The sequence below is a fragment of the Bradyrhizobium sp. SZCCHNR3119 genome, assembly GCF_032487775.1.
GTDB lineage: Bacteria > Pseudomonadota > Alphaproteobacteria > Rhizobiales > Xanthobacteraceae > Bradyrhizobium.
On sequence record NZ_JAUEUV010000001.1, the window covers coordinates 4,048,622 to 4,065,735 of the forward strand.

At 64.4% G+C, this 17,114-nt stretch carries 13 protein-coding genes and 2 pseudogenes; 8 read left to right on the forward strand and 7 right to left on the reverse strand.

Going from position 1 to position 17,114, the window contains the following annotated elements; translation table 11 throughout:
• The first annotated feature begins 69 nt into the window (after positions 1–69).
• A complete protein-coding gene (gene argC / locus QX034_RS18680) occupies positions 70–1,047 on the forward strand; it encodes an N-acetyl-gamma-glutamyl-phosphate reductase (protein WP_315728512.1) in 978 nt (325 codons plus the stop codon).
• A gap of 160 nt (positions 1,048–1,207) precedes the next feature.
• On the opposite strand, the gene QX034_RS18685 is transcribed toward argC, so the two are convergent.
• Both QX034_RS18685 and QX034_RS18690 read right to left on the reverse strand, forming a co-directional pair.
• Positions 1,208–2,713 (reverse strand): ATP-binding protein, encoded by a 1,506-nt coding sequence (locus tag QX034_RS18685; RefSeq protein WP_316165849.1) that lies wholly within the window; start codon positions 2,711–2,713, stop codon positions 1,208–1,210.
• 137 nt (positions 2,714–2,850) lie between these two features.
• Positions 2,851–4,320 (reverse strand): annotated as a pseudogene (locus tag QX034_RS18690) (chloride channel protein); the annotation flags it as partial.
• A 249-nt stretch (positions 4,321–4,569) separates the two neighbouring features.
• Between QX034_RS18690 and QX034_RS18695 the strand changes: the two are divergent.
• The 3 genes and pseudogenes from QX034_RS18695 to QX034_RS18705 all read left to right on the forward strand — a co-directional run.
• Positions 4,570–4,764: pseudogene (locus QX034_RS18695) on the forward strand (ATP-dependent Clp protease adaptor ClpS); the annotation flags it as partial.
• Positions 4,765–5,082: 318 nt separating this feature from the next.
• Positions 5,083–6,333 (forward strand): ATP-binding protein, encoded by a 1,251-nt coding sequence (locus QX034_RS18700; protein ID WP_316196093.1) that lies wholly within the window; start codon positions 5,083–5,085, stop codon positions 6,331–6,333.
• A gap of 12 nt (positions 6,334–6,345) precedes the next feature.
• The gene (locus QX034_RS18705; protein ID WP_315762820.1) at positions 6,346–7,506 is read left to right on the forward strand and encodes an AAA family ATPase; all 1,161 of its coding nucleotides are present in this window, start codon (positions 6,346–6,348) and stop codon (positions 7,504–7,506) included.
• A gap of 382 nt (positions 7,507–7,888) precedes the next feature.
• Here QX034_RS18705 and QX034_RS18710 read toward each other — a convergent pair whose 3' ends face one another.
• Together QX034_RS18710 and QX034_RS18715 are read right to left on the reverse strand one after the other, a co-directional pair.
• Positions 7,889–8,665, reverse strand: coding sequence for a hypothetical protein (locus QX034_RS18710; RefSeq protein WP_315762818.1), 777 nt, complete (start codon positions 8,663–8,665; stop codon positions 7,889–7,891).
• A gap of 960 nt (positions 8,666–9,625) precedes the next feature.
• Positions 9,626–10,204 carry a TetR/AcrR family transcriptional regulator gene (locus QX034_RS18715; RefSeq protein WP_315701042.1) on the reverse strand — a complete coding sequence of 193 codons (579 nt, stop codon included), beginning with the start codon at positions 10,202–10,204 and terminating at the stop codon, positions 9,626–9,628.
• A gap of 118 nt (positions 10,205–10,322) precedes the next feature.
• On the opposite strand from QX034_RS18715, the gene QX034_RS18720 reads away from it, so the two are divergent.
• On the forward strand, positions 10,323–11,552 hold the full coding sequence (locus tag QX034_RS18720; protein ID WP_315742771.1) for an MFS transporter: 1,230 nt from the start codon (positions 10,323–10,325) through the stop codon (positions 11,550–11,552).
• 242 nt (positions 11,553–11,794) lie between these two features.
• Here QX034_RS18720 and QX034_RS18725 read toward each other — a convergent pair whose 3' ends face one another.
• Positions 11,795–12,637, reverse strand: a complete 843-nt coding sequence (locus QX034_RS18725) for a MoxR family ATPase (RefSeq protein ID WP_315701040.1) — start codon at positions 12,635–12,637, stop codon at positions 11,795–11,797.
• A 97-nt stretch (positions 12,638–12,734) separates the two neighbouring features.
• On the reverse strand, positions 12,735–12,980 hold the full coding sequence (locus tag QX034_RS18730) for a GlsB/YeaQ/YmgE family stress response membrane protein (protein WP_315701039.1): 246 nt from the start codon (positions 12,978–12,980) through the stop codon (positions 12,735–12,737).
• 117 nt (positions 12,981–13,097) lie between these two features.
• Between QX034_RS18730 and QX034_RS18735 the strand changes: the two genes are divergently transcribed.
• The 3 genes from QX034_RS18735 (at position 13,098) to sseA (ending at position 15,781) form a co-directional block, all read left to right on the forward strand.
• Positions 13,098–14,273 carry a VWA domain-containing protein gene (locus QX034_RS18735; RefSeq protein ID WP_316196095.1) on the forward strand — a complete coding sequence of 392 codons (1,176 nt, stop codon included), beginning with the start codon at positions 13,098–13,100 and terminating at the stop codon, positions 14,271–14,273.
• 128 nt (positions 14,274–14,401) lie between these two features.
• Positions 14,402–14,815: a rhodanese-like domain-containing protein gene (locus QX034_RS18740; RefSeq protein ID WP_315701038.1), complete on the forward strand. Its 414-nt coding sequence runs from the start codon at positions 14,402–14,404 to the stop codon at positions 14,813–14,815.
• 108 nt (positions 14,816–14,923) lie between these two features.
• A complete protein-coding gene (gene sseA / locus QX034_RS18745) occupies positions 14,924–15,781 on the forward strand; it encodes a 3-mercaptopyruvate sulfurtransferase (RefSeq protein ID WP_316195666.1) in 858 nt (285 codons plus the stop codon).
• 12 nt (positions 15,782–15,793) lie between these two features.
• On the opposite strand, the gene QX034_RS18750 is transcribed toward sseA, so the two are convergent.
• Positions 15,794–16,996 carry a hypothetical protein gene (locus QX034_RS18750; RefSeq protein ID WP_315762814.1) on the reverse strand — a complete coding sequence of 401 codons (1,203 nt, stop codon included), beginning with the start codon at positions 16,994–16,996 and terminating at the stop codon, positions 15,794–15,796.
• Positions 16,997–17,114 lie beyond the last annotated feature (118 nt).

Consider the following 17,114-nt stretch of genomic DNA (forward strand, 5'->3'; position numbering starts at 1 on the left):
GGCCTGAGCCACCCTGCCGGCTGCGCGAGTTCGCTAAACTTGTCGCTCACTCAGCAGTAGGACACCACCATGAGCATTCGCGTCGGCATTGTCGGGATCAGCGGTTTTGGCGGCGGCGAGGCGATGCGCTTGGTCGCGAGCCATCCGTCTTTCGAGCTGATCTACGCCGCGGGCGAGGGCAGCGCCGGCAGCCGGTTGGTGGACCGCTTCCCCGGTGTGCCGGCCAAGCTGGCCGAGCTGGTGATCGAGAAGTGGGACCCTGCGAGCCTGCCGAAGCTCGACGTGCTGTTCGCGTCGCTGCCCACGGGCGCCTCGGCCGAGGCGCTGGCGCGCGTCCCGAAGGACGTGAAGATCGTCGACATCGGCGGCGACCACCGCTACGTCGAGGGTTGGGCGTACGGCCTGGCCGACGTCTGGCCAGCCCAGATCGAGGGCCAGATCCGCGTTGCCAACCCCGGCTGCTTCCCCGCGGCGACGCTGAACGCGCTGGCGCCGCTGCTGGTCAACAAGCTGATCGAGCCTGGCAACATCGTGATCGACGTCAAGACCGGCATCTCCGGTGCCGGTCGGGGTGGTGCCGACAGCAAGTTCGGCTACGCCGAGAGCAACGAGAACTTGCAGCCCTACGGTTTGCTCAAGCACGTCCACATGCCCGAGATTGCCAAGACGATCGAGCGGCTGAGCGGTGGCAGCGCGGCCGGGCTGGTGTTCACGCCACACTTGGTGCCGATGACCCGCGGCGTACTCGCCACCATTTACTGCCGCGGCAGCGCCACCACGGGCCAGTGCCTGGACGCGGCTAGGGGCTTCTACGCCGGGCGGGCGTTCGTCCGCGTGACCGACAAGCCGCCGCAGACCAAATGGGCTACCGGCTCGAACCTCGCCTTCGTCAGCTATGCGGCGGATCCAGAGCGCAACTTGGTGATCGCGATGGGCGTGGTCGACAATCTCGGCAAGGGAGCGGCCGGTCAGGCGGTGCAGAATGCGAACCTGATCTGCGGCCTGCCAGAAACCGCGGGACTGGACGGCGCACCTGTTTGGCCATGAAATTTTGCGCTCATGAAGCGCCTCGCTTCACCCACGCCTGTAGCGCCTGGCGTCACATGTGAAAGCATGGTCCGCCGCAAATTTGCGGCGGCTATCTTATGGCGGCTTGTTGCGCCTCTGAAAGAGATGAGATGATGCGATTCCTTCCTCGCATCATGATCTAAGAGCCGCAGCCTTGCTCGGCCGGCATCTCCTCGGCGTTGGGATCGGCCGGCGCGGTGGCCCAGGCGAGCTCGACCAGCGTCACGGTGCGCCGTCCGGCGCCGTCGAGCTGGCAGACGATGAGGCCCTGGTCCTCCATGTAGGTCAGCAGGCGCTGCGCGCGGCGCAGCGAATGCGAGCCATAGGCCCGTGCGATCGCGGCATCGCTCGGGCACGGCCGGCCTTCCTTCGCCGCACGCGCGATCATCATGAACACGCCCTGCATGTCCTCCGGCAGCAGCGAGGCGCGTAGCGAGACATCCTGCCAGGCCTCGTCCTCCGCCACATCGGCGCCGAGGCCGGCGCGGGCGCGCGCCAGCATGCGGCGGAAGTCGCTCAAGTCGGGCACGTCGGTGCCGAGACCCTCGATGCGGCAGCGGACCACGAATTCCTGATACAGCACGCCGACGGCGCGAAAGCCCGCCTCGGGCTCCGCGAGCAGCGCGACCAGGACGCGGTCGACGCGCGCGCGCCGCTCGGCGATCTCCTCGGCGCTGAGCGGCTGAATGGCCGGCTCAGGCGCCGCCTCCAGCGCGGCGGATTTCGCCGCCATCAGCTGCTCCAGCAGGTCGGGCGCCGGCGTGCGGCGCTGCGGCCGGGTGGTGTCCGGCGGCGGCGCGGCCAGGATGATGGCGCGTGCGTCTTCGAGGCTCGCTTCCGGCAGCGGCAACAGCCGCGGCGTCGCATTGCGCGGCTTGGTCTCGGTCGCACCGATGCGCAGGGCCAGCGGCCGGCGCGAGAGGGCAGGGCCGAGCGCCATGAAGTGCCCGCGCTCGAGGTCGCGAAAGGCCTCCGCCTGCCGCCGCTCCATGCCGAGCAGATCGGCCGCGCGCGCCATGTCGATGTCGAGGAAGGTGCGCCCCATCAGGAAGTTCGAGGCTTCCGCAGCGACGTTCTTGGCGAGCTTCGCCAGCCGCTGCGTGGCGATCACGCCGGCGAGCCCGCGCTTGCGGCCGCGGCACATCAGGTTGGTCATCGCCGACAGCGACTGTTTGCGCGCTTCGTCCGAGACTTCGCCGGCCACCGCCGGGGCGAACAGCTGCGCCTCGTCCACCACCACCAGCATCGGATACCAATGGTCGCGCCCGACATCGAACAGCCCGTTCAGGAACGCAGCCGCGCGCCGCATCTGGTTCTCGGCGTCCAGCCCTTCGAGATTGAGCACGGTGGAGACGCGATGGATGCGCGCGCGTTCGCCCGCGACTTCCAGGCCGCGCTCGGTCTGCTCCTCGCCATCGATGACGAGATGGCCGAACCGTTCCGCCAGCGTGACGAAATCGCCCTCGGGATCGATGATCGTCTGCTGCACCCAGGGTGCGCTCTGCTCCAACAGGCGCCGCAGCAGATGCGACTTGCCGGAGCCCGAATTGCCTTGCACCAGCAGGCGCGTCGCCAGCAGTTCCTCGAGGTCGACAGACGCAGGGCCCCCTGCCATCGTCTGCCCCATCTCGATCGCTACCGTCATGTGCCCCGACTCAAGACCAGCCTCGAAGAGAGAGGCGGTTAGCAAGCCGCAGCCGCCGCGTCGAGCGGCGAGGGCGGGTTGTCCCGCGTTCCACATGCGGGTGTGGATTCTTTGATCGATCGGGACGGCGCGCCCGATCACTCCACCGCGGCCGGGCGGGCGAACGAGGTGAAATAGGCCACCCTTGTCTCCTCCGCGGCCCGCCAGGTGCGGCGGATGTGCAGCAGGTCCTTGCGCGCAACCAGCCCGACGAGCTGCATCGTGGCGGGATCGACGATCGGCACCCGGCCGACGCCTTCGGCTGCCATGCGATCGGCGAGCTGGGACACGGTCTCGTCGGCATATCCCAAGATCATGGCATCGCCCGACAAGCGATCGGCGAGGGTGACCTCGCCGGCGGGCGCTTCCGTGCGCCAGCGCAGGATGTCGGCCCGGCTCACCATGCCGACGATGCGGCCGTCCTCGGTCCGGATCGGATAGGATTTGTGGCGCGGCTCCTCGGTCGAGAAGAAATCGATCGCCTCTTCCAGGCGCATCTCGGCCGGAAGCGTGTCGACATCGCGCACCATGACGTCGCCGGCGCGCAGCAGCTCGAACGGATCGATGGCGTATTCACGCACGATGTGCTGGCCGCGCCGCGCGATCTTCTCGGTCAGGATCGATCGCTTGAGCATCAGGACGGTGATGGCGTAGCTCGTGCCGATCGCGATCAGCAACGGCATGAGCAAAGAGAGATTGCCGGTCAGCTCGACCGCGAACAGCACGCCGGTCAAGGGCGAGCGCATGGTGCCGCCCATCATGGCGGCCATGCCGACCAGCGCCCAGGCGCTGGCATCGCCGGGCAGGTATTGCCCTTCGAGCCAGCCCAGGCATCCGCCGAAGATGAGCAGGGGCGCCAATACGCCACCGGAGGTGCCGGAGGCCAGCGCGACGATCCAGATCGTCGATTTGACGATGAGGATGAGCGCGACCTCCTTGGCCGTCACATGGTTTGCGAGCAGGTCGCCGATCACGTCATAGCCGACCGCCAGCGCCCTCGGCTCGATCAGACCGCCGAGCCCGACGGCAAGCCCGCCGAGCGCCGGCCACCACATCCAGTGGATCGGCAGCGCGCCGAACAGATCCTCGGCCTTGTAGAGCAGCCCGGTCAGCAGGCCCGATTGCAGTCCAGCGACGAGACCCACGCCGACGCAGATCAGCGGGACCCAGCCTGAGAGGTTCAGACTCCCGGAAAATGCGAACAACGGCCCGGAGCCGAGCACGTAAGGACGCAACACGGCCGAGAGTGCGCATGCCGTGAGCACCGGAATCAGGCTGCGCGGCTTCCATTCGAACAGCAGCAGCTCCACCGCCAGCAGCACGGCGGCGATCGGCGTGCCGAAAATCGCGGTCATGCCGGCGGTCGCGCCGGCCACCAGCAAGGTCTTGCGTTCGTTGGCGCTGAGGCTGAAGCACTGTGCAAACAGCGAGCCGATGGCGCCGCCCGTCATGATAATCGGCCCCTCGGCGCCGAACGGCCCGCCCGAGCCGATCGAGATGGCGGAGGAGAGCGGCTTCAGGACGGCCACCTTCGGCGACATGCGGCTCTCGCCGATCAGGATCGCTTCGCCCCGTCATGGTGCTGTGAGTTCGCGAACGGGTGTGTCTGCTGTTCGGAGCATCGTTCACGGCTAGCCGAAGTAACGCCGATGCAGGTGCGACAAAGCAACGCAAGCTGCAGTGTGACGCGGAGGGGACTAACCCGCGCGTTGATCGCTGCAATCCCTGAGCTCCCTGCGCGGGCTCTCTTGCAGTCGTGCGCGAGGGCGCGTAATCAGAACATTTGAGGTTGCAATTTCAATCACGGATTTTTTTTGATGCGTGATAGTCCGGTCGGGATCAGCGATCTGCAGATCATTTTCCACGATGACGACGAGACTCCGTTCGAGTTCGTCGTCGATCTCCTTCGTTCCGTCTTTGGGCGCTCGGAGATCGAGGCTGCTGCTTTTGCAGCGAGCGTCGGTCAGCTCGGCAGAGCGGTATGCGGCACCTATCCCACGGCTGTCGCCGAAGCGATGCTGCAGGCGGCCCGGCAGCGAATTGAGGCGGCACGCCATCCGTTGCTGGTGACCACGATGGCTTTCGGCGCAACGGCTGAAGATGGCGAGCCTCGCTGCGCGCTGTGTGGCGGCAGCGGTGAGGCGCAGCAGGATTCCTTCAAGGGAGAGCGTGGTTTCATTTGTGCGCCGTGCGCTCTGGCTGCCAGCACGCATCTGTCCCATGCCTTGCCGAGCGGGAAGTTCAAATATGCTCACGAAGCGATCGCCTGGCATTTTGCCGGACGGCAGCAGGATGAGATCGTCACGACATCGCGACAGTTTCCAGGGCATATGCGCGCCGACGTCCAGATCGCGTTCGACAAACTGTTTTCGGCGTCGCGGCTGCGCTTCTTCGGGCTCTATGACCAGTATCGCTATGAGACGCTCGGCTACGCGACCTTGATGAAGGAGAACCAGTATCCGGTCGCGATCGCGGCGGCGCAATTTCAGGAGGTCGATGTCGGCGAGGATGCGCCGATCAGGTGCCTCAACAATGGCTTGTGGTTGGGCCGCGAGGACGATTGCCCCTACGCGGTCGTGCTGTCGTTCCACCGCGAATACAGCCGGGAGCTCGGCATCTGCGTCGAAATCGCCGTTCCGGTCGGAGAGGACGGCCTCGATCTGGTGCAACGTTGTTTCGCAGAGCTGGAGGCGGCGATTGCGGCGGCGCGATCGTATCGTGGCAAGGTGCTGTCGCTCGAAGCCGAGGCCAACTACCGCGGCCGTGCCAAGGGCATCCTGGTTCACCGGCTGCCGCAGGTCCGGCGCGAAGAGGTGGTTCTGCCCACGCAGACATTAGATCTGCTCGATCGCAACGTAATCAGCTTCGTCGAGAGCCGGGACGCACTGCGAAAGCTCGGGCAGTCGACGCGCAAGGGCATTCTGCTGTATGGACCGCCGGGCACCGGCAAGACGCATACGATCCGCTACCTTGCGGCCAACCTTCCCGGTCACACGACGCTGATCATCACGGCCGATCAGATGGGGCTGCTGTCGCACTACATGGCGTTGGCGCGTCTGTTGCAGCCGGCCATGGTGGTGATCGAGGACGTGGATCTGATTGCGCGCAATCGCGAGTCCCTGGATGGCGGTTGCGAGGAACCCCTGCTCAATGCCCTGCTCAACGAGATGGATGGGCTCAAGGACAATGCGGACATCCTGTTCGTGCTGACGACCAATCGGCCCGAGCAGCTCGAAGCCGCGCTTGCCGGGCGACCCGGCCGGATCGACCAGGCCATAGAAGTGCCGCTACCTGACGAGATCGGTCGCGAGAGGCTGGTGCGCCTCTATGGCGGTGGACTGACGCTGGCGAACACCATTGTGGCGGAGGCCGTCGCCCGCACCGCGGGGACCAGCGCCGCCTTCATCAAAGAGCTGATGCGCCGGACCGCGCAATCGAGCGTCACGCGCTGCGACGGCGGTGTCGTGGCCTCGGAGGACCTTTCGGAGGCGCTGGACGATATGCTGTTCACGGGCGGCCGGCTGAATGCGACGCTGCTCGGGGGAGCGGGCGGCAGGCCGCGAGCTTCGCGCGAGGCTTAGGACGACCCCGTCATGCCGCTCTCAGCCGTGCATATCGAGAACTACCGCTCGGTGCGTCATCTCTGGCTGCCGGTCGAGCAGCTGACCATCTTCGTCGGTGCCAACGGCGTCGGTAAGACCAACCTGTACAAGGCGCTGGCGCTGCTGCGTGCCGCCGCCGAGGGCAATATCACGCGTGCCATTGCTGAGGAGGGCGGCCTCGAATCCGTGCTCTGGGCCGGCCGGCGCAGGCATGGCAAGCCGATGCGGCTGGTGCTCAAGGCGCAGTTCGACGAACTCGAATATGGCCTCGAAATCGGGCTGCCGCATTCCTATGAGATCGAACTCGGCCTGTCGCAGCCCACCGAGGCAGCGTTCGGGCTGGAGCCACTGGTCAAGACCGAGCGCGTCGTCGTTCGCCATGGCCGCCGCGACGCCGTGATGATGGAGCGCAAGGGGCCGATGGTCATGCTGCGCAACGACAACGGCGAACGGGAAACTCACAAATCCGCGGTGCTGGCGTCGGAAACCGCGCTCGCCTCCTTCCGCGACGCGGCCCGCTATCCGGAACTCGAAGCGATCAGGCGCGAGATGCTGGAATGGCGACTCTATCACGATTTCCGCACCGACGCCGCCTCGCTGATCCGCCAGCCGTGCCATGCCATCACCACGCCGACGCTTTCAGCCGATGGACGTGATCTCGCGGCGGTGCTGGCGACCTTGTCGGTCATTCGCCAGGACACGACCGACCTCGATGCCGCGATCGATGATGCCTTCCCTAGGGCGAGGCTTCGTGCATGGGCCAAAGGCAGCTGGTGCCGGTTCAGCCTGACCTTCCCGGACATGCCGCGGCCGTTCCAGGCTCATGAATTGTCGGACGGGACACTCAAATATCTCTGCCTGCTCGGTGCGCTGATGGGTTATCGGCTGCCGCCGCTGATCGCGCTGAACGAGCCGGAGGCGAGCCTGCACCCCTCGCTGCTCGCGCCGCTCGCCCGCCTGATCGCGCGCGCTGCAGGCCGCGCACGCATCTGGATCGTCACGCATTCCGAAGATCTCGCGCGTCATCTGCAGGAGGAGACCGGCAAGCAGGCTCGCCGCGTCATCAAGTCCACGGGCGCTACGGGGATCGAGGGGCTGAAGCTCTCGGGCGAATATACCGACGACGAGGAGGAGGAAGGGGAAGAAGAATGACCGCCCCTGCGTTCAGCCCGGCTGGTCCGCCGCCTCCTTCGGGGCAGCTGAGCTCTCCCGGATTCACTTCGAGGAGCTCGGCAGCATCGGCGCAGCGCTGACCGAGATGCTGCAGCACTTCCGCGGCGCCGGGCGGAGCTGAATGCGGATCATGGCCCGGGTGCGGACGGTCCGTATGCAAGCCGAGCCCTGATGCTGGAGATGCCTCTGCTGTCGCTCGCGTTGGGAGCCCGAAGCAAGGGGCAGGGAGCGTCCCGCGCGTCCCTCGACAGAGTCTGCAAATGACCCGAGCGGACGTCCGGCAGATTTTCCATTACGAAAATTTCACGACAGCCTCATTCTCGAAACGTTGCAATGGGCGTTTCGCCGGGAATGATGGCGACTACTCGCCGACTCCTCCCTCCCGCTCATTGAAGGATCTAATCAAATCGGCGTCGGGGAAGTGCGGCAGCTTATGAAGCTCTTTACGCTCCCGCTGTAGTTTCATGAGCCGCTCGACATGGTGGGGGATGATATTCGCCTTCAAATAATTGTCGTCGAACGGCTTAAAAACGCGCGTCTCCTGATCCATCTGCCCAGGCCGCTGCGCATCGGTTACCATGCGGAACAATAAATCGACTTCCCGCACCTCATCCAACAACGAACACATGATCTTGTAGAGCGTGGTCAGCGCGTCGAGAGACACCAAAATCTGATAGCTCTTTTTCGCGTCATCGACGAACGTACCTATGCCCTGTGCATGGTCGTAAATGTAGTGATGGATGATAGCATTTCGGTAAGCTCGGCATTGCAGAACTTCCGCGAAAGAATCGTTGATGCAGCTTTTGGCTTTGTCATCCAGCAAGGTCGAGCGTTCCATACACTCGCGCAGCAAGGCAAGTTTTGCCTTCAGGCTCAAAGCGTTGTTGGTTGCGATTTGCAGCCAGAACGGTGTTTTAGAAAACAGGATGTGAGAGCCGATAAAATCGATCTGCGCTTCAATTTGATTCGACCTCAAAGCGATTGCGCCAATTTCAGCTAATTGCTCGGGCGAATAAGCCTTCTTCGGGTCGAACTCGAATTTTTGCGGCCGCAAACCGAGTTCGGTCGGCGGTATACGTTTCATGCGCTCCTGGCCGGTTGGAAGGGCCTTTTTCCTTAATTTCTTTTTCTGCGCCATGTCACGCACCCTAGCGCGGCTTGGATTCCGGATCCTGCGCCGCAGCATTGAGGTTGCTCATAATGGTGTTGAGTTGATGAGTAAGGAATGCAACGCCGTCGATCTTCAATGATCCTAACGGAAACCAGAATGCATGCAAGGAACGCCCACTTGCCTACGTGAAGTAATAATGACAGCGACGATCACCTGCTTGGCCTGCCGGCTTATAGCCCAAGGCAGAATGATGCGCTCGTCGCTCGGGATTTAGATTGTTGCGGGAGCATGGAGCGGGAAAGTCAGGTCGACATGCCGCACGCGTGAAGCGAGAAAAGCCTCTTGCAAGGCGTGCTCCAAAACAAGAAGTTCGCCAGCGATTTCAACCTGACTCGGCCTGTCCAGTCCTTCTGCGAAAAATTTTTCTGTTTCGTTTTTTCAGAAATTGTGGTTCTCTATGTGCATCCCGCCTCGAGCAAGGGGCGCTTCGCGATCGTCACGAACGTTGGGTGCGGGATGCGGTGGGCGTGTCGGGCTGCAGCGTGTTCATTCACGCCGACGAACAGCGCGATACGCACGGTCAAGCCGCGTGGTCCTGGCGCCCCGGTGCTGGCGCTAAGTTCGCGATGATGCGTTTGGCGCGTCACGGACGACAGGGGCAAGAAAGCCGGTCCCTGGGGAGAGCGCGGAGTAAGCCGTAAAGCCATCGCGCAGGGAAGGCCGGGATGTTTCGGCCAAACCTGTGGTGACTGCCGCCTGCTTTTCTTTCTGCAGGCGGGCCATGGGGGCGGCGAGCTCCCGGCCTTCCCTGCTCCCTCTCGATTTCGAAAGGGGCAAACTGGCAGCATCACTCGGGCACAACGTGCCGCGAGAACGAGATGGCATGTTTGGAACGGTCGTCCAACAAGCTCACCATCATTCGGGGGACGCGTTCGGTGCGCCGGAATGGCAACGGAGAGAGCTTCTCGACGTCGGCGCAGGCCCAGGTCAGTCAGCGGGCTTGGCTGCCGCGGGCAGCGACCGCAGCCGCGCCAGCAGTTGACGGCAATAGGCCGGCGTCAGCGCGCAGTCGTCAAACAGGATGTGATAGACGATCGGGGCCACCACGTGGTCGATCACCTCTTCGATGTCGAACGGCTGTTCGCCGCGCGCCTTCGCCCGTGCCACGATGGTTGCGAGATGCGCGCGCGTGAAGCTGCAGCATTGCGCGGGAAAGCTTTCGCCCGAGGCCGACAGCACGTCGCGCAACAGGGATTGTCCGACCGGCGAGGACATTTCCTCCGCATATTGCTCGATGAAGGCGCGCAGGTCGGTCGCGACCGCGCCGGTGTCCTCGGGATCGCAGGCCGGACGCAGCCGTTCGACCGCGACGTCCGCCAGCAAGGCGGGCAGGTCGCCCCAGCGCCGGTAGATGGTCGATGGGGTCACGCCGGCCTCGGTGGCGATCTGCGGCACCGTCAGCGCCTCGCGGTCGGTCGTCGCGCTCAGGCGCTTCACCGCCTCGTGCACGGCCGCTTGGATGCGCGCGCTGCGGCCGCCAACCCGGACACGTTCTTTGACCGCCACCATCCTGCTCCGTGCAGCCTTGCCATGCGAAAAGCGAAGCCGATCTTAAAGCAAATAATTTGCTTTAGCGTACGGGTTCACCTATCCTTAAAGCAATATATTGGCTTTAGGAGGTCCCATGCAAGGTGGTCCGGCCCCAGCGGTGGCTCCAGCAGTGGAGGTATCCGCGACGCTCAAACCTGCGGCCCGGGCGTTTTCGCTGGCCGCGATGACCCCATACAGCTTTGCCGGCGCGATGCTGATCGGGGCCAGCAGCAGCGCGGTGACGCCGCTGTACCGGCTCTATCAGCAATCGATGCAGCTGACGCCGTTCTGGATCACGGTCGTCTTCGCAAGCTATGTCGTGAGTCTGCTCGCCGCGCTGCTGACCGTCGGCGGGCTGTCCGACTATGTCGGGCGACGGCCGGTCATTTTCGTGGCGCTGCTCCTGAACGCCGCGGCGATGCTGATCTTCGCCGAGGCCGGCGGCCTGTGGCAGCTTATTGCGGCGCGCATGGTCCAGGGGCTGTCGGTCGGCATCGGCACCACGGCGTTTGGCGCGGCCATCCTCGATACCAGCCGGATGCGCGGTCCGTTGCTGAACAGCGTCACCGCCTTTCTGGGTCTGACGGCCGGAGCACTCGGGACGGTGGCACTGATGATGTTCGTTCCCGATCCGCTGCATGCCGTCTATTACGTGCTGCTGGGCCTTACGCTGCTCCTGCTCCTGCTGCTCCGGTTCATGCCGGAGAGTTGCTCGCCCAAGGACGGCGCGCTGGCCTCGCTGCGTCCGCATGTGGCCGTCCCCCCGCAGTCGAAGCCGGTTCTTGCGCGGTTGACGCCGGCCAATGTGGCGGCTTGGTCGCTCGGCGGGTTCTATCTGTCGCTGATGCCGACCGTGGTCGCGACGGCGATGCACGTCAACGCGCCCTGGGTCGGCGGCCTCGTGGTCTCAGCATTGATGCTGACGGCAGCCGTTGCGGTCGCGGCGTTCCGGAACTGGCCGGCGCGCCGGCTGATCCTGAGCGGCACCAGCATGGTCCCCGTCGGAGTCGCGGTCTCGATGCTTGGGATTGGGCAGCAGCAGGTGGCGGCGCTGTTCGCCGGCACCATGATCGCGGGTGTAGGCTTCGGTGCGACGTTCTCTGGGACGCTCCGCACATTGCTGCCGACGGCTCACGCCCACGAGCGCGCCGGGCTGCTCTCGGCGTTCTACCTGCAGTCCTATCTGGCGTTTGCCATCCCCGCTGTTGCCGCCGGGCTCGCGGTGCCGTGGATCGGGCTGTCGATGGTGGCCTATGTCTATGGTGCCGTCATCATCGTGCTGACGGTGATCTCGTGGGTGGCGTCACTGCTTGTGGAGCGCTGAAGATTGGCGATGGTGGTGTAGGATGGGTTGAGCGAAGCGATACCCACCTCCATCGTGCAGATCTATCGGTGGGTTTCGCTACGCTCAACCCACCCTGCGGACCTACGATCTACGGACCTGCGATCCCTGCGTTCGTTATTGCGAGCAAAGCGAAGCAATCCAGAGTCGCAAGGAAAGTCTGGATTGCTTCGTCGCCTTCGGCGACTCGCGATGACGGCCGTAGTTGTCGCCCCGTCGAGGTCTCACACTTCTCGCCGGCTGAGGAACGCCAGCCGCTCGAACAGATGCACGTCCTGCTCGTTCTTGAGCAGTGCACCGTGCAGTGGCGGGATCAGCTTGCGTGGGTCGCGCTCGCGCAGCTGCTCCGGGCCGATGTCCTCGTTGAGAAGCAGCTTCAACCAGTCCAGCAGCTCGGAGGTCGAAGGCTTCTTCTTCAGGCCGGGAACGTCACGCACCTCGAAGAAGATGCGCAGGGCTTCCTCGACCAGGCGCTTCTTGATGTTGGGGAAGTGCACGTCGACGATGCGCTCCATCGTGGGCGCATCGGGGAACTTGATGTAGTGGAAGAAGCAGCGGCGCAGGAAGGCGTCGGGCAGCTCCTTCTCGTTGTTCGAGGTGATGATGACGATCGGGCGCAGCTTCGCCTTGATCGTCTCGCCGGTCTCGTAGACGAAGAACTCCATCCGGTCGAGCTCGAGCAGCAGGTCGTTGGGGAATTCGATGTCGGCCTTGTCGACCTCGTCGATCAGGAGGACAGGGCGTTTCTCCGCGGTGAAGGCTTCCCACAGCTTGCCGCGCTTGATGTAGTTCTTGATGTCGGAGACGCGGCTGTCGCCGAGCTGGCTGTCGCGCAGCCGCGACACCGCGTCATATTCGTAAAGGCCCTGCTGCGCCTTGGTGGTCGACTTGATATGCCAGGTGAGCAGCGGCGCACCGATCGCTTTCGCCACTTCCTCGGCCAGCACGGTCTTTCCGGTGCCCGGCTCGCCCTTCACCAGCAGCGGCCGTTCGAGCACGATCGCCGCGTTGACGGCCACTTTCAGGTCATCGGTGGCGACGTAATCCTGGGTACCGGTAAATTTCATCGAGCGTTGCCTGTCTTGTTACTTGCGTTGAGTGGCTACGCGACCGTTCCGCCGCGCGCTGTGCTGGCGGTATCGCTGCCATTGCTGACCGATTTAATCAAGCGCGCCGGATCAGCGAGAGGATCACGAGCACGATCACGGCGCCGATCGTGGCGTCGAGGATGGCCCCGAGCGTGCCGCTGGCGAGCGCAATATGCAGCGCCGGCAGCAGGTAGCTTGCGACCAGGGCGCCGATGATGCCGATCACGATATTGCCGATCAGCCCGAAGCCGGCGCCGCGCACGATCAGGCCGGCCAGCCAGCCGGCGATGGCGCCGATGATGATTGCCGCGATAAGACTCATAGGAAGCCCCCATTCAGAACTCTGTTCCAGCGATTGTAGAGCAAAAAGGCGACCGGTCCAGTGCTGCAGGTTTCCGCAGCCCTTGACGTGTCAGCGGAGGCGGGCAATCTAAGAGCCATGTTCCTGCAATTCTTCACAGCACTGCGCGAGGCGCAGGTCCCGGTCTCCTTGCGTGAATATCTCACGCTGATGGAGGCGATCGACGCCGATCTGGCCGAGCAGTCGGTCGAGAATTTTTATTACTTGTCGCGCGCCGCGCTGGTGAAGGACGAGCGCAATCTCGACAAGTTCGACCGCGTGTTCGGCACCGTGTTCAAAGGTTTGGAGAGCCTTCTGGATGCGATGGAGAAGGCCGAAATCCCCGAGGAATGGCTGAAGAAGCTCGCCGAGAAATACCTCACCGAAGAGGAGAAGCAGCAGATCGAGGCCATGGGCTGGGACAAGCTCATGGAAACCTTGCGCAAGCGTCTCGAGGAGCAGAAGGAGCGGCATCAGGGCGGCAGCAAGTGGATCGGCACCGCCGGGACCTCGCCGTTCGGTGCGTATGGCTATAACCCCGAAGGGGTCCGGATCGGCCAGGAAAAGAACCGCAACAATCGCGCCGTGAAGGTGTGGGATCGCCGCGAGTTCAAGGACCTCGACGGCAATGTCGAGCTCGGCATCCGCAACATCAAGGTGGCGCTGCGCCGCTTGCGCAAATTCGCCCGCACCGGTGCGCCGGACGAGCTCGATCTCGACACCACCATTCGCGAGACCGCGAACCACGGCTATCTCGACGTGCATATGCGGCCCGAGCGCCGCAACGCCGTGAAGGTCCTGGTGTTCTTCGATATCGGCGGTTCGATGGACTCTCACGTCGAGCAGGTCGAGGAGCTGTTCTCCGCGGCGAAGAGCGAATTCAAGCACATGGAATATTTCTACTTCCACAACTGCCTTTACGAGGGCGTATGGAAGCAGAACAGGCGGCGCTTCACCGATCGCACGCCGACCTGGGACGTGCTGCACAAATATCCGCACGACTACAAGGTCGTGTTCGTCGGCGATGCCTCGATGTCGCCTTACGAGATCATGGTGCCCGGCGGCTCGGTCGAGCATGTCAACGAGGAGCCGGGCTCGGTGTGGCTCGATCGCATCGTCCGCACCTATCCGCATGCGGTCTGGCTCAATCCGGTGGCGCAGAAGCATTGGGACTATTCGGAATCCACCACGCTCATCCGCCGCATCTTCTCCGACCGGATGTATCCGATCACGATCGAAGGGCTGGAGGCGGCGATGAGGGAGCTGGTGCGCTAATTCAATCCGGTCATTCCGGGGCGCGGCGAAGCCGCGAACCCGGAATCTCGAGATTGTTTCATTAGCTCCAGATTCCGGGTTCGGTCCTGGCGGACCGCCCCGGAACGACGGAGCAGGGAGGTCCAAGAATGGCCCAGAGCATCACCCGCGGCATCAAGGCGCTACTCGATGAGGCCAATGCCGAGATCAAGACGCTGTCGGCTGCGGAGGCGATCGAGGCCGCCACGCGCGACGACGTCGTGATCGTCGACATCAGGGATCCGCGCGAGATCGAGCGCGAGGGGCGCATCCCCGGCGCCTTCTCCTGCACGCGCGGCATGCTGGAATTCTGGATCGATCCGCAGAGCCCTTACGCCAAGCCGATCTTTCAGCAGGACAAGACCTTCATCTTCCACTGCGCCGGTGGCTTACGTTCCGCGCTGGCGGCCAAGACCGCGCAGGATATGGGGCTGAAGCCGGTCGCCCATATCGGCGGCGGCTTCGCCGCATGGCGCGAGGCGGGCGGGCCGGTGGAGAGATGGGAGCCGAAGAAGAAGGATTGATGACATCTGTCACACGCGGGCTTGACCTGCGTGTCCATCATTTTCACAGGATGGACGGCCGGATCGGATCCGGTCATGACGATCGAAAGCGATGCTGGAGTCTCGCAAATGACCACACCCGACGATCCTCTCGTCTCAACGGAATGGCTTGCCGCGCATCTCGGCGATCCCAAGGTGAAAGTCCTCGACTCCACCTTCAAGATGCCGGGCGTGCTGCCGCTGCCGAAGGACGATTACCTGAAGGCGCATATCCCGGGCGCGGTGTTTTTCGATGTCGACGAGGTCGCCGATCATTCGAGCTCGCTGCCGCATATGTTTCCGAGTGCCGAGCAGTTCGGCCGCGACGTCGGTCGTCTTGGAATCAGCAATGACGACACGGTCGTGATCTATGATGCCGGTGGTTGGGTTGCGGGCCCGCGCGCCTGGTGGATGTTCCTGTCGTTCGGCCACCGCGATGTGCGCGTGCTCGACGGCGGCCTGAAGAAGTGGCTGGCGGAGGGCCGTCCGGTCGAGAGCGGTGCGGTCACGCCGAAGCCTGAGAGCTTCACCGCGACGTTCGATCAGGCTCGCGTGCGCAAGATCGAGCAGATGGTGGCAAACCTCGCAAGCCAGGCCGAGCAAGTGATCGACGCCCGGCAGGCGCCGCGTTTTGCAGGAGCAGTGCCTGAGCCGCGGCCGGGCCTGCGTTCGGGTCACATCCCCGGCAGCCGCAATCTGCCCTATGCCGAATTGTTCGATGCCGCGACCGGCATGATGAAGCCGCTCGATCAGCTGCGCCAGGCATTCGCCACGGCCGGTGTCGATCTGGCGAAGCCGATCGTCACCTCCTGCGGCTCGGGCGTGTCGGCGGCGGTGCTGACGCTCGCGCTGTACCGGCTCGGTCTCCGCGACACCGCGCTCTATGACGGCTCATGGTCGGAATGGGGGCTCGACGCCGGCCCGCCGGTCGCGACCGGACCGGCCTGATGCAAGCGCCTGCTATCGCCTTCGTGGCATGGCGGGCTGTTGCCCAAACCCAGGCTGTTGCCCAAAGGCGGCTTGCTGACCAAAGGCGGCTTGCTGACCAAAGGCGGCTTGTTGACCAAAGGTCGCCTGCGGGCCGAACGGATTGGCAGCTTGCTGCTGCTGGGCAATCGCGGCCTCCTGCGCCGCGCGCGCCCGCTGCGCGAGGCGGCGCTGCTGTTGGACGCGCCGTGCCGCCAGCCGCTCCCGTTCCTTGGCGATCCGTCTCTTCGCGACGCTGCGGCGCAACTGCACGCTCGCGACCTTCACCGATGCCTTCTTCTCGCTATCCGCCGCGTGCCTGTCGCTGGGTGTGGACTGCTCCGCGAGTGCCGCGAGCTTCAGTGCGATCGGATCCGACGTCTTCCTCTCGGGCTCTGCCGCGGCAGATACAGGTGATGTCGCCGTCGCGCTGCTTGCCGGCTCGGCGCTCGCAGCCGGTTGGGCGGCGGGTGACGTTGCGTCGGGCTGAGAGCGGACGGCCTCGGTTACGATTGGTGTTGCGTCGGCGCTCTGCGCGGCCGGTACAACGGCGGATTTGGCAGTTTCCGGCGGGGCCGGATCGGGAACCGTCGGGACGCTGCGGGTGGCCTCGGAAGCACTGGTTTCGACGCTCGCGATGTCGGCCCGAGCCTCAGCTGGCGGAGATGCCGGCTGGTCGGCGGTCGCCGCTACCGTCTCCGGAGGTGTTGTGACCGGAGCGGCGTCGGTGGCCTGCTTGGGCGAGTTGCTGGGATCGGCAGCAGCGGGGCGGTTGGCGGGTGCCACAACGCCGACGGTATCTTCTGCCGACTTGGGTGCCAGTTCGGTCACCGTCGTCGGGGCAGCCATCGGATCGGCCGGTTTCGGCTCGACCTGCAACATGGCCAGAACCGGCGGATCTGGCTGCGGCAGCAAGGTGCCGAAGCCTGTCGCAGGTGCCGCCCGCCATGTCGCATTGCTGGCGAATTGCTCGTGGGCCGCCCGCAGCAGCGCGGCGGCGCCGAGGCCGAAGACGAGAAGCGACAGCGAGCAGATGATCGCGGCGAGCAGAAAACGAAAGCCGGGAAGCATGGATGACGAACTCTCGCCTCGGCAATCGGGCCGATGCCATCGAGTCAGCGGGAACGCGGTGATCACAGGGATGGCCGCGTTCGCGATCGGGCAGCCATTGCTGCCGGGTCGCGAATCAGGCTGCAATCAGATTACCGCAGGCGACTTGTTTGGCTTGTTAATTCGAAGGCCCAGAATGCCATCGTAGGCGCTGGAAGCGATTTTTTGGCGGCGTGAGACTTCCGTGCAACGACGGAAACCGATC

What these genes read in the sequence shown, in the direction of transcription:
- QX034_RS18720 (WP_315742771.1), top strand. Translation starts at nt 10,323, where the DNA reads ATGCAAGGTGGTCCGGCCCCAGCGGTGGCTCCAGCAGTGGAGGTATCC.
- QX034_RS18735 (WP_316196095.1), top strand. Translation starts at nt 13,098, where the DNA reads ATGTTCCTGCAATTCTTCACAGCACTGCGCGAGGCGCAGGTCCCGGTC.
- QX034_RS18685 (WP_316165849.1), bottom strand. Translation starts at nt 2,713, where the DNA reads ATGACGGTAGCGATCGAGATGGGGCAGACGATGGCAGGGGGCCCTGCG.
- QX034_RS18725 (WP_315701040.1), bottom strand. Translation starts at nt 12,637, where the DNA reads ATGAAATTTACCGGTACCCAGGATTACGTCGCCACCGATGACCTGAAA.
- sseA (WP_316195666.1), top strand. Translation starts at nt 14,924, where the DNA reads ATGACCACACCCGACGATCCTCTCGTCTCAACGGAATGGCTTGCCGCG.
- QX034_RS18700 (WP_316196093.1), top strand. Translation starts at nt 5,083, where the DNA reads ATGCGCGCCGACGTCCAGATCGCGTTCGACAAACTGTTTTCGGCGTCG.
- QX034_RS18740 (WP_315701038.1), top strand. Translation starts at nt 14,402, where the DNA reads ATGGCCCAGAGCATCACCCGCGGCATCAAGGCGCTACTCGATGAGGCC.
- QX034_RS18730 (WP_315701039.1), bottom strand. Translation starts at nt 12,980, where the DNA reads ATGAGTCTTATCGCGGCAATCATCATCGGCGCCATCGCCGGCTGGCTG.
- argC (WP_315728512.1), top strand. Translation starts at nt 70, where the DNA reads ATGAGCATTCGCGTCGGCATTGTCGGGATCAGCGGTTTTGGCGGCGGC.
- QX034_RS18705 (WP_315762820.1), top strand. Translation starts at nt 6,346, where the DNA reads ATGCCGCTCTCAGCCGTGCATATCGAGAACTACCGCTCGGTGCGTCAT.
- QX034_RS18710 (WP_315762818.1), bottom strand. Translation starts at nt 8,665, where the DNA reads ATGGCGCAGAAAAAGAAATTAAGGAAAAAGGCCCTTCCAACCGGCCAG.